We start from the raw sequence: 23,432 nt of genomic DNA, 5'->3' as shown, positions 1-23,432 counted from the left end.
AAACCGGCCGATCATCCGTCATTCACCCTAGATGTCAACGGCCGGGAGGCGGACGATGGGTGCTGTGACGATGGGACGTTTGCGCTGTTTTCTGCTGGCTGCTGCGGTATTTTCGGCCGATGCGGCATCCGCCGAGCCCGATCTGGCGCTGCTGCGCAAGGCCGGAAGCTATGTGCTGCTGCTCGATGCCGACAAACGTCCGATCGCCGGCAATTACTGGCTGTCCGAAGGGCTGAAGGTGAGCACGCACTCGCGCAATCCCGGCTCCTATCCGCAGCCGCTGCTCTACACCGACCGGGATTTTCCGCCCGGCCGCATCGCCAATATGTATCTCTTCCTCAACGGCAAGGAGACGGTCACGCCGGATATCCGGGCCGTGCCGGTCGGGGAGACCGTGACGGTGACACGCAAGCACGAACCGATGGGCGTGCTTGCCGGAAAGGTCGCGGCGCGAAATCTCACCTACACGCTGACGACCGTCGCCGTCGCCTCGGACGTCATAGGGGGCGCAAAACTCCTCAGCCGGATTTATGAGATCGCGCCGGTGGATCCGGCGAACAAGGAAATGGATTGGGGGCGGCGGGTCTATATCGAGACCGTCGATCTCGACATTTCCCGCGAGCAGGCGGCGCGCGTCGCCGATATCGAGACCGGCAAGGCCGGCAGCACGGGCGATTTCTCGGGCATCTATGCCAGCCGTTTGCTGAGCAGCGACGACTACACGAAATGCATGACGGAAAAGCGGGCCGGCAAGGCGTATCAGGACGCCGTTCGCCGCGAAAAGGAGACGAACGACGCCTGGATGGCCAAGGAGTATCTCGCGACCGGCGTTCCCTGGTGGGAAGCGACCGACGCGAAGGTCCGCATGGAGGCCTTGCTCGACGTCACCGGCCTCTGTCTGCCGGGGTCGACGAAATAGCTCAATCGGCCTTCGACAGCTCGATCAGCATGTCGAGGGCGGTCCGCACCGTCGCAAGCCGCACGGCGCTGCGGCCGATATCGCCGTAGCGCATCTCCCGGTGCAGCGTCGCATGGCCCCTGCGGGCGGCGGCGAGATGCACGAGGCCGACGGGTTTTTCCTCCGAACCGCCGCCGGGGCCGGCAATGCCCGTCACCGCCACGGAAATGTTCGCGCCGGAATTGCCGATGGCGCCTTCGGCCATCTCGATGGCGGTCGGGCGGGAGACGGCACCGTGCGCTTTCAGCGTCGCATTGGCGACGCCGATCATCTCGCGCTTCGCCTCGTTGGAATAGGTGACGAAGCCGCGGTCGAAGACGTTGGAGGAGCCGGATATTTCGGTGATCGCGCCGGCGATGAGGCCGGCGGTGCAGGATTCGGCGGTGGCGATCAGCAGGCCCCGCGCCGCAAAATCGGTGACGATCGTCTGTGCGGCCTCTTCGATGTCCTTTGGCCAGATGCTCATGCGTCGGTCCCCTTATAGACGACGGTCGCGGTGGCGATGGCGGCGATGCCTTCGCGGCGGCCGATGAAGCCGATCTTCTCGTTGGTCGTCGCCTTGACCGAGCAGCGATCGATGGAGATGCCGAGGAAATCGGCAAGGTTTTGGCGCATCGCCTCGCGATGCGGGCCGACCTTCGGCGCTTCGGCGATCAGCGAGACATCGGCATTCATGATGACGCCGCCCCTGGCGCGCACGATGCCGGCGGCATGTTCGAGGAAGATGCGGGACGCCGCGCCCTTCCACTGCGGGTCGGAGGGCGGGAAATGATCGCCGATATCGCCCGCGCCGCAGGTGGCGAGCAGGGCATCGGTCAGCGCATGCAGCGCGACGTCGGCGTCGGAATGGCCGGAGAGTTTCTGGTCGTGCGCAATGAAGAGGCCGCAGAGCGTGACGCCGTCGCCTTCCACGAGTTGATGCACGTCGTAGCCGTTGCCGGTGCGAACGTCGGGCAGGGCGGTGGCGAGGCGCTGGTCGGCCATGGCGATGTCCTTCTGTAGGGTAAGCTTGACGTTGCCGGCGCCGCCTTCGACGAGGTGGACGCGCACGCCCGCCCATTCGGCGATCGAGGCATCGTCGGTAAAGTCCGTGCGGCCGGAGGCGCTGGCGCGGCGATGGGCTTCCAGGATCGTCTGAAAATGGAAGGACTGCGGCGTCTGGGCAGCGAAGAGGCCGGAGCGGGAGACGGTTTCGGCGACATTGCCGTTGGCGTCCGCGCGCTTCAGCGTATCGGCGACGGCGACGGCCGGCAGCACGGCGCGGGCGCCATGGTGGAAGGCGGTCAGCGTGCGCTCCAGGATGGCGGGCTCGACGAAGGGGCGCACGGCATCCTGGATGAGGACATGCGTGATGTCGCCTTCCGCAAGCACTTCGAGGCCGGCGAGAACGGACTGCTGGCGCGTCGCGCCGCCGGTGACGACCGTCAGGCGGTCGCCGGCGGGCAAGGATTGCGCGCGTGCATTCTCGAAAAGGGCTACGTCATCGGGATGTATCACGACCACGATACGCCGGGCGGGCAGCCAATTGACAAAGAGATCGAGCGTATGGGAGATGACCGGCCTTCCGCCGATGCGGCGGTACTGCTTGGGGCCTTCGGCATGGCTGCCCGCCCGTTCGCCGCGACCGGCGGCGACGATCACCACACCGCAGGATAGCGCATTTTCCGCCAGCATCTGGTCTCGTAGCTCCCGTTTCAAAGCGATTTGAGGTGGTTTAGCCGGAAGGGTGCCGCAATTCCAGCGCTGTAAGGAAAATTGCGGGCATGCAGGATTGCAGCTTGGCAAGAACGAGAACAATGGTTAAAAATAGTGCAGAGAGATGACTTGCTTGAAAGATGAGCATTTGACGATCCCCAGCCTGTCAGCGCCGCTCGACGTCGGCGGCCGGACCCTGCGCAACCGGGTGGTCCTCGCGCCGATGTCCGGCGTCACGGACCTGCCGTTCCGCGATCTCGCCTGGCGTTTCGGCGCGGGGCTGGTCGTGACGGAGATGGTGGCGAGCCGGGAACTGGCGCTGAACGCGCGCGAAAGCTGGTCGCGCATCCGCAATTGCGGCATCCGGCCGCATATGGTGCAGCTCGCCGGGCGCGAGGCGCACTGGATGGCCGAGGCGGCGCGGATCGCCGAGGGCGAGGGCGCCGATATCATCGACATCAATATGGGCTGCCCCGCCAAGAAGGTGATCGGCGGCTATTCCGGTTCGGCGCTGATGCGCGATCCCGATCATGCGCTCGGGCTGATCGAGGCGACCGTCGGCGCGGTGAAGGTGCCGGTCACGGTGAAGATGCGGCTCGGCTGGGACCACGATTCGCTCAACGCGCCGCATATCGCCGCGCGCGCCGAGGCGGCGGGGGCGGCGATGATCACCGTGCATGGGCGCACCCGCATGCAGTTCTACGAGGGCAAGGCGGACTGGGACGCGATCCGCGCGGTGCGGGACGTTCTTTCCATTCCGCTGGTGGCCAACGGCGACGTCGATACGGCCGAGGACGCGCGCGAAATCCTGCGGCGCTCGGGCGCGGACGCGGTGATGGTCGGGCGCGGGGCGCAGGGCCGGCCGTGGCATCCGGCAGTGCTGGCGGGCGCGGCGGCGCACCCTTCGACGGAGGAGATCGCGGCGGTTGCGGTGGAGCACTATCGCATGATGCTCGACTTCTACGGCGTCGAGGCCGGGCTGCGCCACGCGCGCAAACATGTCGGCTGGTATCTGGAGCGTTTTGCACCCGGCTTTACGGGGCCGGCCAAGGCGGAGATCATGACGGCGCGCGACAGCGATGCCGTCGCCGACAGGCTCGCGACGGCGCTGCTTGCGGGCGGCGCAGCAAGGCTCGGAGAGGCGGCATGACGGACAGGCCCTTCGACCAGAATGCCGCGAAGGCGCCGGACCTGGCGCTCGCCGTGCTCAACGCCATCCAGAATCCTGTCATCCTCGTCGATGCGCGCGGGCTGATCGCCTTCGCCAATTGGGAAGCCGAATCCTTCTTCGGGTCGAGCGCCGGCTATCTCTCGCGGCACGACATCTCCAACTTCATTCCCTTCGGCAGCCCGCTGCTGACGCTGATCGATCAGGTGCGCGAGCGCAAGGCCCCGGTCAGTGAATACCGCGTCGACCTGAGTTCACCGCGGCTCGGGGCGGAAAAACTGGTCGATATCTATGTGGCGCCTGTCACGACCGAGCCGGGTTCGGTGGTGGTCGTCATCCAGGAACGCTCGATGGCCGACAAGATCGACCGGCAGCTTACCCATCGCGGAGCGGCGCGTTCGGTGACGGGCCTCGCCTCCATGCTGGCGCATGAGATCAAGAATCCGCTTTCCGGCATCCGCGGCGCCGCGCAGCTTCTCGAAACCTCCGTCATCGACGAGGACCGCACGCTGACCCGGCTCATCCGCGACGAGACGGACCGCATCGTTTCGCTGGTCGATCGCATGGAGGTGTTTTCCGACGAGCGGCCGGTCGACCGCGTGCCGCTCAACATCCATTCGGTGCTCGACCATGTGAAGGTGGTCGCCAAGGCGGGTTTTGCGCGCAACATCAAGATCACGGAACTCTACGATCCGTCGCTGCCGCCGGTCTTTGCCAACCGAGACCAGCTCGTGCAGGTGTTCCTCAACCTGATCAAGAACGCGTCCGAGGCGATCGGCGAGCGGCCGGACGGCGAGATCCAGCTTACGACCGCCTATCGTCCGGGCATCCGCCTTTCCGTTGCCGGCACGCGGGAAAAGATCTCGCTGCCGCTGGAATTCTGCGTGCACGACAACGGGCCGGGCGTGCCGGCGGATCTCCTGCCGCACCTCTTCGATCCCTTCATCACCACCAAGACCAACGGTTCGGGCCTCGGGCTCGCGCTGGTCGCCAAGATCATCGGGGGGCATGGCGGCATCGTCGAATGCGACAGCCAGGCCTCCCGGACCACCTTCCGCGTGCTGATGCCGGCCTCCCGCGGCGTCAGCGAAGACGACGACTTTCCCAAGACCAAAGGACATGATTGATGACAGGCGCCACAGTCCTCGTTGCCGATGACGATGCCGCGATCCGCACGGTTCTCAACCAGGCTCTCAGCCGCGCGGGTTATGACGTGCGCATCACCTCCAACGCGGCAACGCTGTGGCGCTGGATCGCCGCCGGCGAGGGCGACATCGTCGTCACCGACGTCGTGATGCCCGACGAGAACGCCTTCGACCTCCTGCCGCGCATCAAGAAGGCGCGGCCGGATCTGCCGGTGCTCGTGATGAGCGCCCAAAACACCTTCATGACGGCGATCAAGGCCTCGGAAAAGGGTGCCTACGACTACCTGCCGAAACCCTTCGACCTCACCGAGCTGATCGCCATCATCGGCCGGGCCCTCTCGGAGCCGAAGCGCAAGCCCGCGCGGCTCGACGACGACACGCAGGACGGCATGCCGCTCGTCGGCCGCTCGGCGGCGATGCAGGAAATCTACCGCGTGCTCGCCCGCCTCATGCAAACGGACCTGACGCTGATGATCACCGGCGAATCGGGCACCGGCAAGGAACTGGTCGCCCGCGCGCTGCACGATTACGGCAAGCGCCGCAATGGACCGTTCGTCGCGATCAACATGGCGGCGATCCCGCGCGACCTCATCGAATCGGAACTGTTCGGCCACGAGAAGGGCGCCTTTACGGGCGCGCAGAACCGCTCGACCGGCCGCTTCGAGCAGGCCGAGGGCGGCACGCTGTTCCTCGACGAGATCGGCGACATGCCGATGGATGCGCAGACGCGGCTGCTGCGCGTGCTCCAGCAGGGGGAATATACGACAGTCGGCGGGCGGACGCCGATCCGCACCGACGTGCGCATCGTCGCGGCGACCAACAAGGACCTGAAGCAGTCGATCAACCAGGGGCTTTTCCGCGAGGACCTTTACTATCGCCTCAACGTCGTGCCGCTGCGCCTGCCGCCGCTGCGTGACCGCGCGGAGGATATTCCCGATCTCGTGCGCCACTTCGTGCAGCAGGCCGAGAAGGAAGGGCTCGACGCCAAGCGCTTCGACCAGGAGGCGCTGGAACTGATGAAGGCGCATCCCTGGCCGGGCAATGTGCGCGAACTCGAAAACGTCGTGCGCCGCCTCACCGCGCTCTACCCGCAGGACGTCATCTCCCGCGAGATCATCGAGGCGGAGCTGCGTGCCGACATTCCCGACAGCCCGATCGAGAAGGCAGCGGCCCGAAGCGGCTCGCTCTCCATCTCGCAGGCCGTCGAGGAGAACATGCGGCAGTATTTTGCAAGCTTCGGCGACGGCCTGCCGCCGGCCGGGCTCTATGAGCGCGTGCTGGCCGAGGTGGAGTATCCGCTGATTCTCGCCGCGCTGACAGCGACGCGCGGCAACCAGATCAAGGCGGCCGACCTGCTCGGCCTCAACCGCAACACGCTGCGCAAGAAAATTCGCGAACTGGGTGTATCTGTATACAGAAGTTCGCGTTCTGCTTGACTTAACGGCAGGGAGCGTTGCATTTTGGCCACAATCTGTTGCTTGAGGGTAACAGAGGGGTTTGCGGCCGAATAGGCTTGCGTGCCTGATCGTCATGGATGCGGGTACGAATGTGGCCGGTCCCTCATGCGGTCGGCGCTACTCCGGAAAACACGAGAAGAACGCCGGCGCCCTTCGGGATGCCCGGCCGGGGAAGCGATGCGGCAGATGACGGAAGGCGTGAGCCTGCTTTCGAATGAGAATGGAAAGGGAGCGACCGGCGATCGGCGGGCCTCTTTTGCCCTGCCTGGTCTGGTGCTAGCTGGCGGTGCCCTCGTTGCCGCGACCATCTCGCTGTTCATCCTGCTCGGCCTGACGCCGATCAAGCCGGAGGCGAACGTCGTCATCGCCTCGGCGGCGATCAACGCGGTCTTCATCGTTGGCCTGATGGTCCTGATCGGCCGAGAGATCCTGCGTCTCCTGCGCGCGCGCCGCCGCGGACGCGCCGCTGCCCGCCTGCATGTGCGCATCGTGGCGCTGTTCTCCATCGTCGCGATCACGCCTGCCGTGCTCGTCGCCATCTTCGCCTCCATCACGCTCGATGTCGGCCTCGACCGCTGGTTCTCCATCCGCACCCAGTCGATCGTCAGTTCCTCGCTCAATGTGGCGCAGGCCTACGTCCTGGAAAACGCGAGCTATCTGCAGGGGCAGACGGCGTCGATGGCGAACGATCTCGATCGCAACCGCCAGCTCTACAGCCTCGACCGCACGGGCTTCGTCGATCTGATGACGCGGCAGGCGCGCGGGCGCGGCATGCTCGGCGCCTTTCTGCTGCGGGCCGACGGTTCGACCATCCTGCAGGCCAATATCCAGATCGAGAACCCGCTGCCGGCCGTGCCGGAGGATGCGCTGAAGGCGTCTGCGGCCGGCCAGCCGACGCTCATTCCGCCGGGTGCCACCAATCTCGTCGGTGCCATCATCAAGCTCGACAATATTTCCGACGCCTTCCTCTACACGATCCGCACCGTCGACCCCGAAGTGATGCGCTCCATGCGGCTGATGGAGGAGAACACGGCGGAGTACCGGGCGCTCGAGGCCGGGCGCACGACGCTGCAGATCGCCTTCGGCGTGCTCTATCTCGGCTTCGCCCTCATCGTGCTGCTCGCGGCGATCTGGACGGCGATCGCCGTCGCCGACCGCATCGTGCGGCCGATCCGCCAGCTGATCGGCGCGGCGGACAGCGTCGCCTCGGGCAATCTCGATGTCAGTGTGCCGGTGCGAACGGTCGACGGCGACGTCGGCAACCTCTCGCGCACTTTCAACAAGATGATCGCGGAAATCCGCGCGCAGCAGGAGCAGATCCTTGACGCGAAGGACGAGGTCGATCACCGCCGCCGCTTCATCGAGGCGGTGCTTTCGGGCGTGACGGCGGCGGTCATCGGCGTGGAAGACGACGGGCGCATGACGATCGCCAACCTTTCGGCCGAAATCCTGCTCGGGCGCAACGCCAACGACCTGATCGGCCAGCCGCTGACCGCGGTGGCGCCGGAAATCGCGGCGGTGCTGGCCGAGGGGGCTACCCGCCACCGCAACAACTACCGCAAGCAGATCAACATCATGCACGGCGGCAAGGAGCGGACGCTCAACGTGCAGGTGACGCGCGAGGAGGCGAAGGATGCCAAGGAATCCTACGTCATCACCATCGACGACATCACCGATCTCGTCATCGCGCAGCGTTCGACCGCTTGGGCGGACGTGGCGCGGCGCATCGCGCACGAGATCAAGAACCCGCTGACGCCGATCCAGCTTTCGGCCGAACGTATCCGTCGCCGCTACGGCAAGCAGATCGATCCGGAGGACCGCGCGGTCTTCGACCAGTGTACGGACACCATCGTGCGCCAGGTCGAGGATATCGGCCGCATGGTCGATGAGTTCTCCGCCTTTGCACGCATGCCGAAGCCGACGAAGGAGCGGTCGGACCTGCGCAACATCCTCAAGGATGCTGTCTTCCTGCGCGAGATGGGCAATACCCATGTCGATTTCCGCAAGGATCTCGGCGAGGTTCCGCTGGAAGGCCTGTTCGACACGCGCATGCTTGGCCAGGCCTTCGGCAATCTCATCAAGAATGCGGTGGAGGCCATCGAGGCCCTGCCGCCCGAAGTGACGCGCGAGGAGCGGAAAATCCTCGTGCGCGCGACGCCCGACGACGCAGGACGGCGGTTCGTCGTTGATGTCATTGACAACGGCAAGGGGTTGCCGACGGAGAACCGGCACCGGATTCTCGAACCCTACATGACGATGCGCGAGAAGGGCACGGGGCTCGGCCTCGCCATCGTGAAGAAAATCATCGAAGACCACGGCGGGCAGCTGGAACTGCATGATGCCCCGGCGGATTTCGACAACGGCCATGGGGCGATGATCCGTGTGATCCTGCCCTACGAGGAAACGGCGGCCGTCGATGCGGACAAGAAGAGCAAGGAAGTGAGCCATGGCGTCTGATATTCTTGTGGTGGATGACGAAGAGGACATCCGCGAGATCGTTTCCGGCATTCTTTCGGACGAAGGGCACGAGACGCGCACGGCCTATGACAGCGACAGCGCGCTGGCCGCGATCAGCGACCGCGTGCCGCGCCTCGTCTTCCTCGATATCTGGATGCAAGGCAGCAAGCTCGACGGCCTCGCGCTGCTCGACGAGATCAAGAGCCGCCATCCGGACCTGCCGGTCGTGATGATTTCGGGCCACGGCAATATCGAGACGGCCGTCTCGGCGATCCGCCGTGGCGCCTATGATTTCATCGAGAAGCCGTTCAAGGCCGACCGGCTGATCCTGATCGCCGAACGGGCGCTGGAGAACTCCAAGCTGCGCCGCGAGGTGACGGAGCTGAAGAAGCGCTCCGGCGACCCGGTTGAGCTGATCGGCACCTCGGTCGCCGTCTCCCAGCTGCGCCAGAACATCGAAAAGGTCTCGCCGACCAACAGCCGAATCATGATCCTAGGCCCCTCCGGCTCCGGCAAGGAGCTGGTGGCGCGCATGATTCACCGCAAGTCGAGCCGGGTGAGCGGGCCGTTCGTCGTGCTCAACGCGGCGGCGATCACGCCCGAGCGCATGGAGATCGCGCTGTTCGGCACCGAGGGCACACCCGGCCAACCGCGCAGGACAGGGGCGCTTGAGGAGGCGCATGGCGGTATCCTCTATCTCGACGAGATCGGCGAGATGCCGCGCGAGACGCAGAACAAGATCCTTCGCGTGCTCGTGGATCAGCAGTTCGAGCGCGTCGGCGGTTCGAAGCGGGTGAAGGTGGATGTGCGCATCATCTCCTCCACCGCCTACAATCTCGAAAGCCTGATCGCCGAAGGCGGTTTCCGGGAAGACCTCTACCACCGGCTTGCCGTCGTGCCCGTGCGCGTGCCGCCGCTTGCCGAACGGCGTGAGGACATTCCCTTCCTCGTCGACATGTTCATGCGCCAGATCAGCGAGCAGGCGGGTATCCGCGCCCGCAAGATCGGCGACGACGCGCTGGCGGTGCTCCAGGCGCACGACTGGCCCGGCAACATCCGCCAGCTCCGAAACAATATCGAGCGGCTGATGATTCTCGCGCGCAGCGACGGTCCGGATACACCGATCACCGCCGACATGCTGCCGACGGAAGTGGGCGACATGCTGCCGAAGATTTCCACGCAGGGCGACCAGCACATCATGACGCTGCCGCTGCGCGAGGCGCGCGAAATGTTCGAGCGGGACTATCTCATTGCCCAGATCAACCGCTTTGGCGGCAACATTTCCCGTACGGCGGAATTCGTCGGCATGGAACGCTCCGCGCTCCATCGCAAACTGAAGTCGCTTGGCGTATAAGGCGCCAAGCGACTTGAGGGATTCTTGGGCATGAAGGTCATCATCTGCGGCGCCGGGCGCGTCGGCTACGGTATTGCGGAACGGCTCTCGGAAGAGGGCAACGACGTTTCGGTGATCGACACGCAGCCCTCGCTGATATCGGCCATAACGGAAACGCTCGACGTCAGCGGCGTCGTCGGTCACGGCGCGCATCCGGAAGTGCTGGCCAAGGCCGGCGCGGACCAGGCGGACATGCTGATCGCCGTCACGCTGTTCGACGAGATCAACATGGTCGCCTGCCAGGTGGCGCATTCCCTGTTCAACGTGCCGACGAAGATCGCGCGTATCCGCTCACAGAGCTACCTTGCGCCCGAGTATTCCGATCTCTATTCGCGCGACGACATGCCCATCGACGTCACCATCTCGCCGGAAATCGAGGTGGGCAAGATGGTGCTGCGGCGCATCTCCTTCCCGGGCGCGACTGATGTCGTGCGCTTTGCCGACGACCGCATCGTCATGGTGGCGATCGAATGCATGGAGGATTGCCCGGTCGTCGAGACCCCGCTGAAACAGCTCAGTGAGCTCTTCCCGGATCTCAACGCCACCGTCACCGGCATCTTCTCCAATGGCAAGCTGTTCGTGCCGAATTCCTCCGACCAGCTGCATTCGGGCGATCTTGCCTATGTGGTCTGCGACAAGGAGCACGTCCGGCGCACGCTGGCGCTGTTCGGTCACGAGGAGCAGGAGGCGGCGCGTATCGTCATCGCAGGTGGTGGCAATATCGGCTATTTCGTCGCCAAGGCGATCGAGGACTATCAGTCGAAGACGCGGTTGAAGATCATCGAGAGCGACCGCGAGCGGGCGGTCGTCATCGCCGACAAGCTGCGCAACGCCGTCGTGCTGCACGGTTCGGCGCTCGACCAGAAGATGCTGCTGCAGGCGGATATCCAGGATGCGGACCTGATCGTTGCGCTGACCAACAACGACCAGATCAACATTCTCGGCAGCGTGATGGCCAAGCGCCTCGGCTGCAAGCAGAACCTCGTCCTGATCAACGACCCGATGTATCAGGATTTTACCAAGACGCTCGGCATCGATGCGCACATCAATCCGCGCGCAGTGACGATATCGGGCATCCTCCAGCACGTCCGCAAGGGGCGTATCCGCTCGGTCTATGCGGTGCAGAAGGGGTCTGCCGAGGTGATCGAGGCAGAAGCGCTCGAGACCTCGCCGCTCGTCGGCAAGCCGCTGCGCGAGATCGAACTGCCGCCCGGTATCCGCATCGGCGCGATCTATCGCGACAAGACGGTGATCCGGCCGGATGGCAACACCAAGATCAAGGCGAAGGATCGCGTCGTGCTGTTCGCGGCCGCTGCGGCCGTGCGCCATGTCGAGCAGCTTTTCCGGGTCAGCATCCAGTATTTCTGAGCGTTTGCATCCGCAAACGCCTATAACGGGAACATCCATGCCGCGCATCGCCTATGTCAACGGCCGATATGTCCGCCATGCCGATGCGGCGGTGCATATCCTGGACCGCGGTTTCGTCTTTGCCGATGCGGTCTATGAGGTCTGCCAGATCCAGCAGGGTTTTATCGTCGATCTCGGCCGCCATCTCGACCGGCTCGACCGGTCGCTGGCGGAAATCCGTATTCGCCAGCCGATGCCGCGCGCGGCGCTGACCGGCATCCTGCGGCAGGTGTTGCGGCGCAATCTGGTGACGAACGGCATGGTCTATCTCCAGGTGACGCGCGGCGTCGCGAAGCGGGATCATGTCTTTCCGGCGCCAGAGGTGCGCCCGACGCTGGTCGTCACGGCAAAAAGCCTGGATCCGGCGGTGAACGCTGCCAAATACGCCTCGGGCATCAAGGCTGCCACGGTGGCCGACAATCGCTGGGGGCGGGTGGACATCAAGACCGTCGGCCTGCTGCCGAATGTGCTGGCTCGCCAGCAGGCGAAGGAGGCCGGCGCGCAGGAAGCGATTTTTGTGGATGCGGAGGGCCATGTGACGGAGGGCGGCGCGACGAATCTCTGGATCGTCGACCGGGCCGGTACGCTGGTCACGCGGCCGGCCGATCACGGCATCCTCAAGGGCATTACCCGCACGACGCTGATGGATGTCGCTGAAAAGCTGGGCCTTGCCGTCGAGGAGCGCCGCTTTTCCGTGGCGGAAATGCTGGAGGCGCGGGAAGTGTTCGTGACCGGGGCGACGACGATCTGCCTGCCGGTCGTTTCGATCGACGGACACGCGATCGCCAACGGGCATCCCGGCATGACGGCACAGAAAATCCGCGAGGCCTTTTTCGCCGTTGCGGAGAAGACCGCGATTTGATACCAAAATTGACGGTCCGCCACGTCGTGTCGGGCCTGGGGACATTTATTTTAGTCAACCGGTCTCAAGGGCCGGCAATCAGAAAGAAGCGGCGCGATGGCGGAACGTTCTCAGAACCTGCAGGATCTTTTTCTTAATACCGTTCGCAAGCAAAAGATTTCCCTGACGATCTTTCTCATCAACGGGGTCAAGCTGACCGGGGTTGTCACTTCCTTCGACAATTTCTGCGTGCTGCTCCGTCGCGACGGTCACTCGCAGCTCGTGTACAAGCACGCGATCTCGACCATCATGCCCGGCCAGCCGTTGCAGATGTTCGAGACCGAGGAAAGCGGCTCCTGACAGGACCCAAGACCATTAAGAAATCCGATACAAGCAAGGATTCCATCGTTCCGGAGGCTGAAAAGCACCGGGACGATATGCGCGCCGTTGTCATCGTGCCGGTCCTCAAGGCCGCACGTGGAAAACCGGATCCGACCGTGACCATGCGGTCCGACGAGGCGCGGCTGGAAGAGGCCGTCGGCCTTGCCCGGGCTATCGACCTGACCATCGCTTCCTCTGCCGTCGTGCCCGTCAGCCAGCCGAAGCCCGGTACGCTGCTCGGCACCGGCAAGATCGCGGAGATCAAGGCGTTGCTCGATGAACACGATGCCGGTCTCGTCATCGTCGATCACCCGCTGACCCCGGTACAGCAGCGCAATCTCGAAAAGGAATGGGGTGCCAAGGTCATCGACCGCACCGGCCTCATCCTCGAAATCTTCGGCCGGCGCGCCTCCACCAAGGAAGGCACGCTGCAGGTCGAGCTTGCCCATCTCAACTACCAGAAGGGCCGCTTGGTCCGCAGCTGGACCCACCTTGAACGCCAGCGCGGTGGCGCCGGCTTCATGGGCGGTCCGGGCGAAACCCAGATCGAGGCCGACCGCCGGCTGCTGCAGGACAAGATCGTCAAGCTGGAGCGCGAGCTGGAGCAGGTGCGCCGCACCCGCCAGCTGCACCGTTCCAAGCGCAAGAAGGTGCCGCATCCGATCGTCGCGCTCGTCGGCTATACCAACGCCGGAAAGTCGACGCTGTTCAACCGCATCACCGGGGCAGGGGTTCTGGCGGAAGACATGCTCTTCGCCACGCTCGACCCGACGCTGCGCCGCATGAAGCTGCCGCAGGGCCGCACCGTTATCCTTTCCGACACCGTGGGCTTCATCTCGGACCTGCCGACCCACCTCGTCGCCGCCTTTCGCGCGACGCTGGAAGAGGTGCTGGAGGCGGATTTGATTCTCCATGTGCGCGACATGTCCGATCCCGACAACGGCGCGCAGTCCTCGGACGTGCTGCGCATCCTCGCCGATCTCGGTATCGACGAGAAGGACGGGGCGGAGCGCATCCTCGAGGTCTGGAACAAGATCGACCGGCTGGAGCCCGAAGCGCGCGAGGCGCTGGTGCAGAAAGCCGAGAGCCAGCCGACCGTCATTGCCGTCTCCGCCATCTCCGGCGAGGGCGTCGACAAGCTGCTTTCCGAGATCAACCAGCGGCTTTCCGGCGTGCTGGTCGATCGCGACGTCATCCTGCCGGTCACGCAGCTTCAGCTTCTGCCCTGGGTCTACGATCATTCGATCGTCGATGCGCGCGAGGACCTGGAAGACGGCAATGTACGGCTGGAACTGCGGCTGACCGAAACGGAAGCTGCCGAACTCGACCGCCGGCTCGGCATTGGCGGCAAGAGAGTGGTCGAGGACTGGGAGCGCTGAGGGCGCCGGGCTGAGTGCCCCTCATCCCGCTGCCGCGACCTTCTCCCCGCAGGCGGGGAGAAGGGGGTGTCGCACCGGTTTCCTAAAAACCGAAACGTCCCGGATGAAGAGAAGGCCTTGCATCCTGACCCTTCGCCCCGCTTGCGGGGAGAAGGTGCCGGCAGGCGGATGAGGGGCCTTTCAGCCCCTTACGTCAACTGCCGCTCGATCCGCTTTGCCGCCTGCCACAACTCTTCCATCCGCTCCAGCGTCGCCGTTTCAAGGCTTTCGCCGTTGGCAGCAAGGTTGTCCTCGATATGCGAGAAGCGGTTGCGGAACTTCGTGTTCGTGCCGCGCAGCGCCATTTCCGGATCGGCGCCGACATGGCGGCCGATATTGACCAGCGCGAAGATGAGGTCGCCGAGTTCGTCGGCGACGGCCTTCTTGTCATCGTTCCGCAGCGCTTCCCGCAGTTCGCCGACCTCTTCCTCGATCTTGTCGAGGATCGGCGCCGGTTCGGACCAGTCGAAGCCCACCTTGGCGGCGCGTTCCTGAAGCTTCAGCGCCTCGACGAGGGCGGGGAAGGAACGTTGCACGGAGCCGAGATGGCCGCGGAGCGGGTCGTCCGGCAGGCCGCGTCTGGCGCGGCGCTCCTTGCGCTCCCGCTTCTCCGCCTGCTTGATCGCATCCCACTGCAGCTTCACCGCTTCGGGCGTGTCCGCGTCCGAGCGGGCGAAGACATGCGGATGGCGGCGGATCATCTTGCGCGTGACGGCTTCGACGACGTTGCCGAAGTCGAATTCGCTGCGCTCCTCTGCCATGCGGGCATGGAAGACCACCTGAAGGAGGAGGTCGCCCAGCTCCTCGCACAGGTCGTCCATGTCGTTCCGCTCGATGGCGTCGGCGACCTCGTACGCCTCCTCGATCGTATAGGGCTTGATCGTCTCGAAGGTCTGGACGACGTCCCAGGGGCAGCCGGTCTCAGGCTGGCGCAGGGCTGCCATGATCTCGATCAGGCGTTCGATGTCGCGGCTCGGTTCCATCGTGGTTCTCAGTTGAGGGGGATGTTGTTGCCGGTCTTGCCGGACTGGTAGGCGTCCGACAGGTCGTCATAGGCGGCGCGGATCTTTGCGTCCTGTGCTTTCAAGGCTGCCTTCGCGGTCTCGTCGGAAGTGGCGATGAGATCGGCGATGGCGGCGGAATGCCAGAAGGCGTTCGTCTTTGCATAACCGCCGGGATCGAGCCGAAAAACTTCCTTGAGGATGCGCAGATCGTGCGGGATCGCAAAGCTGTCGCGCGAATCCTCATGGCTGAAGAAATAGTAGAAATTGTCGAAGCCTGCCCAGGTGATGGCCGAAAGGCACATGGAACAGGGCTCGTGCGTGGAGAGGAAGATGTAGTCCTTCGTGTCCGGCTTCTCGATGCGCTCGTAAAGGCGCTTCAGCGTGTGTACTTCGCCGTGCCAGAGCGGGTTTTCCGTCTCGTTGTTGGTTTCGGCGATCACGAGCGACAGATCGGCCTTGTTGAGGATAGCCGCGCCGAAAACCTTGTTGCCGGCGGCAACGCCGTCGCGCGTCAACGGCAGAATATCGAATTCGATGACATCGAGGAGGCGCTTTGCAAGGGCGGACTGGTCCATGATGGGAATCCTCGTTGGCGTGACAGTGCCTCCATAGCGGCCGGTGCGGCGGGCAGGCAAGGGTGGCCGGTGACTTATGCTCAAAATGCGGGAGGTGCGAGCAAAACAATACGCGCCCCCGGAGCCATTGGAATTTCTGTTTCTTTTGTTTGTGGCCATTTTTCGCGATAGTGCGCAGACTTCAACCGGACTACACCATGACCGCAGCACACCAGAAGCTTTCGACATTCCCGGCGTTCTTCCGCGTCAGCGGCCGGACGGTCGTTGTCGTGGGTGGGGGTGACGAGGCGTTTGCCAAGGCGCGGCTGCTGTTCAACACGGATGCCCGGATCGTCGTGCTCGCCGAGACGCCGGAGGCCGACTTGGCCCGCTTCATCGCCGACAAGGGGCTGGAGCTGGTGCGTGCATCCTTTTCCAGCGACGCCATTGCCGATGCGACGCTCGTTTTCGCAGCGACGGGCGACGCTGCCACCGACCGGGCGATTTCCACCGCGGCCCGCGCGCTGCGCATTCCGGTCAATGCCGTCGATCAGCCGGACTACTGCGATTTCTTCACGCCGGCGCTCGTCAACCGGGCGCCCGTCGCCGTCGCCATCGGCACGGAGGGTGCAGGCCCCGTCCTGGCGCAGATGATTCGCGCGCAGGTCGACCAGATCCTGTCGCCTTCGCTCGGCCGCCTCGCCAGCCTCGCCAACGGCTACCGCGAAGCCGTCGATCGTATCCTGCCGCGCGGCGTGACGCGGCGCGTCTTCTGGCGCCGCTTCTTTCAGGGCGCCGTGGCCGATGCCGTCAACAATGGCGATATCGAACTCGCGCAGCGTACTGCCGATTCCCTCCTGACCTCGCAGGGCAGGGCCGCCGGTCATGTCTGGCTCGTCGGCGCCGGTCCGGGTGCAGAGGATCTCCTGACGCTGCGCGCCCAGCGCGTGATGATGGAAGCCGACGTCATCGTCTTCGATGCGTTGGTGCCGCAGGCCATCGTCGACATGGGGCGCCGCGATGCCGAGCGCCTTTCCGTCGGCAAGCGCAAGGGCTGTCATTCCAAGTCGCAGGAAGAGATCAACGACCTGCTTGTCGAACTCGGCAAGGCGGGAAAACGTGTCGTGCGCCTGAAATCCGGCGATCCCCTGGTCTATGGCCGTGCCGGCGAGGAAATGGCGGCGCTCCGCCAGGCGGGCGTCACCTATGAGGTCGTGCCCGGCATCACCTCCGCCTTCGCCGCGGCTGCCGATTTCGAACTGCCGCTGACGCTGCGCGGCGTCGCGTCCTCGCTCGTCTTCACGACAGGCCACGACCTGACGGGCTCTGTCCTTCCGGATTGGGCGCGGCTTGCGATCTCCGGCGCCACCGTGGCCGTCTATATGGGCCGCACGGTCGCCGCCTCCGTCGCCGCCCGGCTGATGGAAGCGGGCCTGCCGGCCGAGACGACGGTCGCTGTCATTGAGAATGCCAGCCGGCGGGAAAAGCGGCTGCTGCACGGCACGTTGAAGGACCTGCCGGGCCTTGAGCACCGCGACGAGCTGACCGGTCCCGTCATGGTGATCATCGGCGACGCCGTTGCCGGCGCCAATTTCGAACATTCCGAGCCGCTCGCTGTCCGCGAGCCGGTTCGCACCACAGCAGTATTGGGAGCATGACATGGCCGACAAGGTTCTGACAGCCAACCGCCTTTCCGACGGTATTTCCGTCTGGCTGGATGCGAGCGGCACCTGGAACGAGCAGCTCCAGGCTGCCTTCGTCGCGCGCCACAAGGAGGCCGTCGACGCGCTGGAAGCGACCGGCAAGCAGGCCTTCGCCGACAACAAAGTGGTTGACGTGAATGTCGTCGATGTCGAAGAGATCGACGGCGTGCTGCGGCCGCTGCGCATGCGCGAGCGCATCCGTGCCGCCGGCCCGACCATTCCCTATGCCGCCGGCTATGCCGGCTTGACTGCGACGGCCGCTTCGGCCGCCTGAGGAACGCCTATGTATCGCTACGACGAATTCGATCACGCCTTTGTTTCCGGCCGGGTGGAGCAGTTCCGCGATCAGGTGGGCCGCCGCCTGTCCGGGGAACTCGCCGAGGATGCTTTCAAGCCGCTGCGCCTGATGAACGGCGTCTATCTGCAGCTCCACGCCTACATGCTGCGCGTCGCCATTCCCTACGGCACGCTGAATGCGCGCCAGATGCGCATGCTGGCCTATATCGCGCGCAAGTATGACCGTGGCTACGGCCATTTCACCACGCGCCAGAACATCCAGTACAACTGGCCGAAACTGTCGGAACTGCCGGACGCGCTGGCCGATCTCGCGACGGTCGAGATGCATGCGTTGCAGACCTCGGGCAACTGCATTCGCAACGTCACGGCCGATCATTTCGCCGGCGCTGCGGCCGATGAGGTCGCCGATCCGCGTCCCTATGCGGAAATCCTGCGCCAGTGGTCCTCCGTGCATCCGGAATTCTCCTTCCTGCCGCGCAAGTTCAAGATCGCCGTCACCGGCGCAGAGCGCGACCGCGCGGCGATCCAGGTGCACGACATCGGCCTGCACCTGAAGAAGAACGACAACGGCGAGATCGGCTTTGCCGTCTATGTCGGCGGCGGGCAGGGCCGCACGCCGATGGTCGCCAAGAAGATCCGCGATTTCCTGCCGGAAGAGGACCTCCTGTCCTACACGACTGCGATCATGCGCGTGTACAACCTGCATGGCCGGCGCGACAACAAGTACAAGGCGCGCATCAAGATCCTCGTGCACGAAACCGGCGCGGAGGAACTGGCGCGGCAGGTGGAGGTGGAGTTCGCCGAACTCAGGAACACCGAGCTGAAGCTGCCGGAAAGGGACATCGCCGCCATCACCGCCTATTTCGCGCCGCCGGCACTTGCCGCGCGTGCCGAAGGCTGGGCGAGCCTTGCACAGTGGAAGAAGGCCGATGCCGACTTTGCCCGCTGGGTGCAGCACAACGTGCATCCGCACAAGCACCCCGACTATGCCAGCGTGACGATCTCGCTGAAGCCGATCGGCGGCATCCCGGGCGATGCGACGGATGCGCAGATGGAGGCGGTCGCCGACATCGCAGAGGAGTACGCCTTCGACGAGATCCGCGTCAGCCACGAGCAGAACCTGATCCTGCCGCATGTGGCGCTGGCCGATCTCGAGCCGATCTATCGCGGCCTTGTCGCCTCCGGGCTTGAAACCGCCAATGCCGGCCTCATCACGGATATCATTGCCTGTCCCGGGCTGGACTATTGCGCGCTGGCCAATGCCCGCTCGATCCCGGTCGCGCAGGAGATCTCCACCCGCTTCGGCTCGCCCGAGCGTCAGGCCGAGATCGGCGAGCTGAAGATCAAGATCTCCGGCTGCATCAATGCCTGCGGCCACCATCATGTCGGCCATATCGGCCTGCTCGGCGTGGAGAAGAAGGGCGAGGAGCTCTACCAGATCACGCTCGGCGGGTCCGGCGACGAGAACACGTCGATCGGCGAGATCATCGGACGCGGCTTCGAGCCGGAAAAGGTGACGGATGCGATCGAGGTGATCGTCGATACCTATCTCGGCCTGCGCCTTGAGCCCTCCGAGACCTTCCTGACCGCCTATCGCCGCGTCGGGCCGCAGCCGTTCAAGGATGCGCTCTACGGCGACAAGACCGCCGCGGCAGCCTGAGGAGACCGGTGATGACGAAAATCTGGAACGAAACCGGCTTCGTGACCGACGATCCCTGGGTGGTCGAAACTGAAGAGACCAAGGCCGGCTCGAACGAGAAGGCGATCCTCGGCCTCGGCGATTTCCTCGCGAAGGTCTCGGAGACGGACGAGGTCGGCCTCGGCGTGCTGATCAATCCGGCGGATGACGTGCGCAAGCTCGAGGGTCATCTCGACCGCATCGGGCTGGTCGCAGTCGCTTTTCCGGCCTTCAATGACGGGCGGGCCTTCAGCCATGCCTCGCTGCTGCGCGCGCGCCTCGGCTTCAAGGGCGAGGTGAGGGCGGTGGGCGACGTGCTGATCGACCAGATCCCGCTGATGCTGCGCTGTGGTATCGACAGCTTCGCCGTCACCAATGCGACGGCGCTGAAGCGGCTTGCGGAAAACCGTCTGCCGGGCATCGACAACCACTATCAGCCGACTGCGCGTCCTTCCGGAGATGCGGGTTCCTATAGCTGGCGCCGCCGGGCCTGATGCGGGCGCCGGCCGGCGAATAGCCGCAATTTCGTGGCAGCTTTGCGCGAGATCAAGGCCGGACGGCCGGCCTTGCGCAAAAACGACATGAGCGGCAAACTATTGCGCGGCCAATCAGCGCATTGGAACGGAATACCTTCCTTTGCTGCTCAGGATGTAATATCTGCCTATCGTCAAATTTTCTCGACGCGAAGCCAGGACCGATCCCGAAATGAACGCACCTGCCAAGACCGAAGATTTTGTGGCCTCCGCCATTCCCGCCGGCGTTTTCGCCGAGACGGTGACGAGCGTGCAGCACTATACGGACCGTCTGTTCCGCTTTCGCATGACGCGCCCGGAAAGCTTCCGCTTCCGTTCCGGCGAATTCGCCATGATCGGCCTGATGGTCGGCGACAAGCCGGTCTATCGCGCCTATTCGATCGCCAGCCCGTCCTGGGACGAGGAGCTGGAGTTCTTCTCGATCAAGGTGCCGGACGGCCCGCTGACCTCCCATCTCCAGCAGATCAAGCCGGGCGACACGGTGCTGATGCGCAAGAAGCCGACCGGCACGCTGGTGCTCGACGCGCTGACGCCGGGCAAGCGGCTCTACATGTTCTCGACCGGCACGGGCATCGCGCCCTTCGCCAGCCTCATTCGCGATCCGGAAACCTACGAGAAATTCGACGAGGTCATCCTGACGCATACCTGCCGCGAGGTTGCGGAACTGAAATACGGTTTCGACCTCGTCGAAGAGATCCGTAACCACGAGTTCCTTGCGGAAGTCGTCGGCAACAAGCTGCGCCATTATGCGACGGTGACCCGTGAGGACTATCCGTTCCAGGGCCGCATCACCGACCTCATCCGCAACGGCAAGATGTTCGCCGATCTCGGCGTGCCGCATTTCGACCCGGCGGTCGATCGTGGCATGATCTGCGGCTCGTCGGCCATGCTGAAGGAAACCAAGGTGCTCCTGGAAGAGGCTGGCCTGATCGAAGGCGCTAACAACAAACCCGGCGAATTCGTCATCGAACGCGCCTTCGTCGATTGAGCGAACGCCGGTCTTGAAGATTGATGGGCGGCCTTCGGGCCGCCCTTTTCGTTTCAGCCGGTGAGGTCGTCGATGAGGGTCGCCATGGCGGCGGCGGCGGCGGGGCCGTCGGCGTTTCGGATGGCGCGGATCACCTTCACATGCAGGTCCACCGAGCGGTCCATCTGCCGGCTGTCGGCACGCGCGAACCAGAGGCGGCGGGCATGGGTCTGCAGCGGGGCGAGGGCGGTCGTCAGGAAGCGGTTGGGACAGGCCGCCTCCATGATCTCGTCAAAAGCCTTGTCGGCGGCGAGAAAGCCTTCGATGTCGGAATGGATCGAGCAGGCGGTCATCGCCTGCGCGCAGGCGACGAGCGATTCGCGGTGCGCCTCGTCCGCATTGCGGGCGACAAGCTCGGCGGCAAGCGGCTCCAGCTGGCGGCGCGTTGCCATGACCTCGGCGTGGTCCTCGGGCCTGATCGCGGTGATCTGCAGGCCGGCCCGCGGGCGCACGGCGATCAGGCCCTGCCATTCCAGCTTCTGGATCGCCTCGCGCACTGGCGTCCGGCCGTGGCCGGCAAGCGCGATGAGCTGGCGTTCCGTGACGAGCGAGCCGGGTTTCAGCTTGAGCGTGACGAGCAACCCTTCGAGGGCGAGATAGGCGAGGTGGGCCTGCGAAGCCGCGCTTTCCGTCATTTCGTGTCCCTGTTTGATATATCACATCGTCGCATGCCGTGAGGCCGCTGTCCATTGTTGTGATATATCACTGATGTTTCCGCCGGCTACGGGCCGTGAAAGGCATGAAAAAGGCCGGAACGTGCGTTCCGGCCCATCTTTGCCTGAATTCTTGCTGGGAAATCAGAGCAGGAAGTCGCGCGCGTCGAGATCCTTCAGCTTGAAGTCATCGAGGATCAGGATGTCGGTGGCCGAGAGCTTGATATGCACATCGTCGCCGACCTGCGAAGCCTTGCTGAGCACGCTGCTCACCTTGGAGAAATTGTAGGAGCGAAGATCGATATCGTCGACATTGTCCTTGAAGTCGGTAACCGTGTCGCGGCCGTAACCCTTCTTGAAGATGAAGTCGTCGTTGCCGGCACCGCCGGTGAGCACGTCGTTGCCGGCGCCGCCATCGAGCTTGTCGTTACCGACCATGCCGAAGAGCTTGTCGTTGCCGGCATTGCCCTGCAGCGTGTTGTTCGCCTGGTTGCCACGCAGGACGTCATTGCCGCTGCCGCCCTTGGCGTTCTCGATCAGCGAGCGGGTGTCACCCTTGAAGAGGAGTGCGTTGAAGATGTTGCCACGGGCATAGGCATCGCTTTCGAAGTTCAGCAGGGCAAGCTGGACGTCGCTGAATTTCGAATGCTGACCGGGGCGAAGATCGACATTGACGCCGGTTTTGTAGGCGGAGAGGTCGTAGGTATCCTTGCCGCCACCGTCCCAGATGGTGGCGAAGATCCGGTTGCCTCCGGCGTCGATGGCGACCTTGCCATTGACCAGCGTATCGCCGCTGCCGGGCTTCCATTTGTAGACCGTGTTGCCTGAATTGGTTGAAAAGTCGGCGCCGTACATGCGCTGCAGGGCGGCAATGTCGGCCATCATGTAGGACTGGGCATAGTCGAATTCGCCGTTCCTGTAGCCGTCCGCCGGGCCGCCGATGTTGGAACGATAGGTCATGATGGAATACTCCATCGAATCCTTGTTGCCCGGCAGGGCAGGGAAACCGTCGTCTGTCTCATGGCCGTGCTTCAGGCCGAGCGCATGGCCGATTTCGTGCAGCATCGTGGCCCAGGAGTAGTTGCCGGCGACGGGCGAGCGATAGTCGAACGAGCGGCCGAACCAGAGGTCGCCATCGCCGTTGGTCGTGCCGGGATAGTAGGCCCAGGCCGTATCCGGGTCGTTGGATTCGGCAAAACGCAGGTTGGAACTCGTCGTGCTTCCCTGTGAAATGGAAAGGCCCGTGAACCCCTCGACCGAAAAACCGTTGTTCGCCGCGCTGCCGAAGCTCGTATCGAGTGCGAAACGGGCAGCGGATTGCTGCATGGAGGATATCGAACCGAAGCCGTTGTCTTTTTCACCGGCATAGGTGTAGGCGGACGACGACGTGGGGAACGCATAGGTCACCGAGCCCGACCAGGCCTTGCCCGACAGAACGCCGTCAATCATCGATATGCCGGTCTCGCCGATCGTCTTGGTGGTCTTGCCTGTACCTGTCATGTCGCATTCTCCTCGTCTGCTTGGTGTCTCGGGTGCGTGCCTTGGATAGACCGCAATTCAGGTCGATTCTGTGAACACTTGAACCATGCACGCTTCCCGTGGTGAAATGGAAGCCCGTAGAACAGGACGGACAATTGCCGAATGGTATTCGACCGGAGGTTAA

21 protein-coding genes are annotated in these 23,432 nt (G+C 64.2%); 15 read left to right on the top strand and 6 right to left on the bottom strand.

Features of this window, described 5'->3' with window-relative positions:
- Positions 1-55: 55 nt before the first annotated feature.
- Positions 56-919: a hypothetical protein gene (locus tag K0P03_RS09500; RefSeq protein WP_272789441.1), complete on the top strand. Its 864-nt coding sequence runs from the start codon at positions 56-58 to the stop codon at positions 917-919.
- A gap of 1 nt (position 920) precedes the next feature.
- Here the strand turns inward: K0P03_RS09500 and K0P03_RS09495 are convergent, their stop codons facing one another.
- Both K0P03_RS09495 and K0P03_RS09490 read right to left on the bottom strand, forming a co-directional pair.
- Positions 921-1,418 (bottom strand): CinA family protein, encoded by a 498-nt coding sequence (locus tag K0P03_RS09495; RefSeq protein WP_088016470.1) that lies wholly within the window; start codon positions 1,416-1,418, stop codon positions 921-923.
- Between the two features lie 2 nt (positions 1,419-1,420).
- Positions 1,421-2,632 carry a bifunctional 2-C-methyl-D-erythritol 4-phosphate cytidylyltransferase/2-C-methyl-D-erythritol 2,4-cyclodiphosphate synthase gene (locus K0P03_RS09490; protein ID WP_272789440.1) on the bottom strand — a complete coding sequence of 404 codons (1,212 nt, stop codon included), beginning with the start codon at positions 2,630-2,632 and terminating at the stop codon, positions 1,421-1,423.
- A gap of 145 nt (positions 2,633-2,777) precedes the next feature.
- On the opposite strand from K0P03_RS09490, the gene dusB reads away from it, so the two are divergent.
- From dusB to hflX, 9 genes are all read left to right on the top strand, one after another.
- A complete protein-coding gene (gene dusB, locus K0P03_RS09485; RefSeq protein WP_272789439.1) occupies positions 2,778-3,803 on the top strand; it encodes a tRNA dihydrouridine synthase DusB in 1,026 nt (341 codons plus the stop codon).
- Positions 3,800-4,948 (top strand): two-component system sensor histidine kinase NtrB, encoded by a 1,149-nt coding sequence (locus K0P03_RS09480; protein ID WP_272789438.1) that lies wholly within the window; start codon positions 3,800-3,802, stop codon positions 4,946-4,948. The genes dusB and K0P03_RS09480 overlap by 4 nt, the downstream gene beginning before the upstream one ends.
- A complete protein-coding gene (ntrC, locus tag K0P03_RS09475; protein ID WP_272789437.1) occupies positions 4,948-6,402 on the top strand; it encodes a nitrogen regulation protein NR(I) in 1,455 nt (484 codons plus the stop codon). The genes K0P03_RS09480 and ntrC overlap by 1 nt, the downstream gene beginning before the upstream one ends.
- Positions 6,403-6,609: 207 nt before the next feature.
- A complete protein-coding gene (locus K0P03_RS09470) occupies positions 6,610-8,880 on the top strand; it encodes a sensor histidine kinase NtrY-like (protein ID WP_050743373.1) in 2,271 nt (756 codons plus the stop codon).
- Positions 8,870-10,234, top strand: coding sequence for a nitrogen assimilation response regulator NtrX (gene ntrX / locus K0P03_RS09465; protein ID WP_272789436.1), 1,365 nt, complete (start codon positions 8,870-8,872; stop codon positions 10,232-10,234). Before K0P03_RS09470 ends, ntrX begins: the two co-directional genes overlap by 11 nt.
- A gap of 30 nt (positions 10,235-10,264) precedes the next feature.
- Positions 10,265-11,641, top strand: a complete 1,377-nt coding sequence (trkA, locus tag K0P03_RS09460) for a Trk system potassium transporter TrkA (protein WP_050743182.1) — start codon at positions 10,265-10,267, stop codon at positions 11,639-11,641.
- Between the two features lie 37 nt (positions 11,642-11,678).
- Positions 11,679-12,542, top strand: a complete 864-nt coding sequence (locus K0P03_RS09455) for a D-amino-acid transaminase (RefSeq protein ID WP_272789435.1) — start codon at positions 11,679-11,681, stop codon at positions 12,540-12,542.
- 96 nt (positions 12,543-12,638) lie between these two features.
- Positions 12,639-12,881 (top strand): RNA chaperone Hfq, encoded by a 243-nt coding sequence (hfq, locus tag K0P03_RS09450; protein WP_023514954.1) that lies wholly within the window; start codon positions 12,639-12,641, stop codon positions 12,879-12,881.
- A gap of 77 nt (positions 12,882-12,958) precedes the next feature.
- A complete protein-coding gene (gene hflX / locus K0P03_RS09445) occupies positions 12,959-14,281 on the top strand; it encodes a GTPase HflX (protein ID WP_023514953.1) in 1,323 nt (440 codons plus the stop codon).
- A 188-nt stretch (positions 14,282-14,469) separates the two neighbouring features.
- Here the strand turns inward: hflX and mazG are convergent, their stop codons facing one another.
- Together mazG and K0P03_RS09435 are read right to left on the bottom strand one after the other, a co-directional pair.
- Positions 14,470-15,303: a nucleoside triphosphate pyrophosphohydrolase gene (gene mazG, locus K0P03_RS09440; protein ID WP_272789434.1), complete on the bottom strand. Its 834-nt coding sequence runs from the start codon at positions 15,301-15,303 to the stop codon at positions 14,470-14,472.
- Between the two features lie 8 nt (positions 15,304-15,311).
- Complete coding sequence (locus K0P03_RS09435; RefSeq protein WP_130515807.1) at positions 15,312-15,899, bottom strand: deaminase; 588 nt, start codon at positions 15,897-15,899, stop codon at positions 15,312-15,314.
- A gap of 197 nt (positions 15,900-16,096) precedes the next feature.
- Here K0P03_RS09435 and cysG point away from each other — a divergent pair, with 197 nt between their 5' ends.
- From cysG to K0P03_RS09410, 5 genes are all read left to right on the top strand, one after another.
- Positions 16,097-17,536 carry a siroheme synthase CysG gene (gene cysG / locus K0P03_RS09430; RefSeq protein WP_272789433.1) on the top strand — a complete coding sequence of 480 codons (1,440 nt, stop codon included), beginning with the start codon at positions 16,097-16,099 and terminating at the stop codon, positions 17,534-17,536.
- Between the two features lies 1 nt (position 17,537).
- Positions 17,538-17,855: a DUF2849 domain-containing protein gene (locus K0P03_RS09425; RefSeq protein WP_023512811.1), complete on the top strand. Its 318-nt coding sequence runs from the start codon at positions 17,538-17,540 to the stop codon at positions 17,853-17,855.
- 9 nt (positions 17,856-17,864) lie between these two features.
- A complete protein-coding gene (locus K0P03_RS09420) occupies positions 17,865-19,538 on the top strand; it encodes a nitrite/sulfite reductase (RefSeq protein WP_023512812.1) in 1,674 nt (557 codons plus the stop codon).
- A gap of 11 nt (positions 19,539-19,549) precedes the next feature.
- Entirely contained in the window at positions 19,550-20,050 is a 501-nt protein-coding gene (locus K0P03_RS09415; protein ID WP_050743177.1) for a DUF934 domain-containing protein, read from the top strand.
- Positions 20,051-20,261: 211 nt separating this feature from the next.
- Positions 20,262-21,077 (top strand): ferredoxin--NADP reductase, encoded by an 816-nt coding sequence (locus K0P03_RS09410; RefSeq protein ID WP_023512814.1) that lies wholly within the window; start codon positions 20,262-20,264, stop codon positions 21,075-21,077.
- Between the two features lie 53 nt (positions 21,078-21,130).
- On the opposite strand, the gene K0P03_RS09405 is transcribed toward K0P03_RS09410, so the two are convergent.
- Together K0P03_RS09405 and K0P03_RS09400 are read right to left on the bottom strand one after the other, a co-directional pair.
- On the bottom strand, positions 21,131-21,751 hold the full coding sequence (locus tag K0P03_RS09405) for a GntR family transcriptional regulator (protein ID WP_130515811.1): 621 nt from the start codon (positions 21,749-21,751) through the stop codon (positions 21,131-21,133).
- 162 nt (positions 21,752-21,913) lie between these two features.
- Positions 21,914-23,269 carry a M10 family metallopeptidase gene (locus K0P03_RS09400; protein ID WP_050743175.1) on the bottom strand — a complete coding sequence of 452 codons (1,356 nt, stop codon included), beginning with the start codon at positions 23,267-23,269 and terminating at the stop codon, positions 21,914-21,916.
- Between the last annotated feature and the right edge of the window lie 163 nt (positions 23,270-23,432).

The organism is Shinella sp. HY16, from assembly GCF_028534175.1.
GTDB lineage: Bacteria > Pseudomonadota > Alphaproteobacteria > Rhizobiales > Rhizobiaceae > Shinella.
The sequence above is the reverse complement of the archived record's forward strand: the minus strand, read 5'-3'. Positions and strand labels throughout refer to the sequence as shown.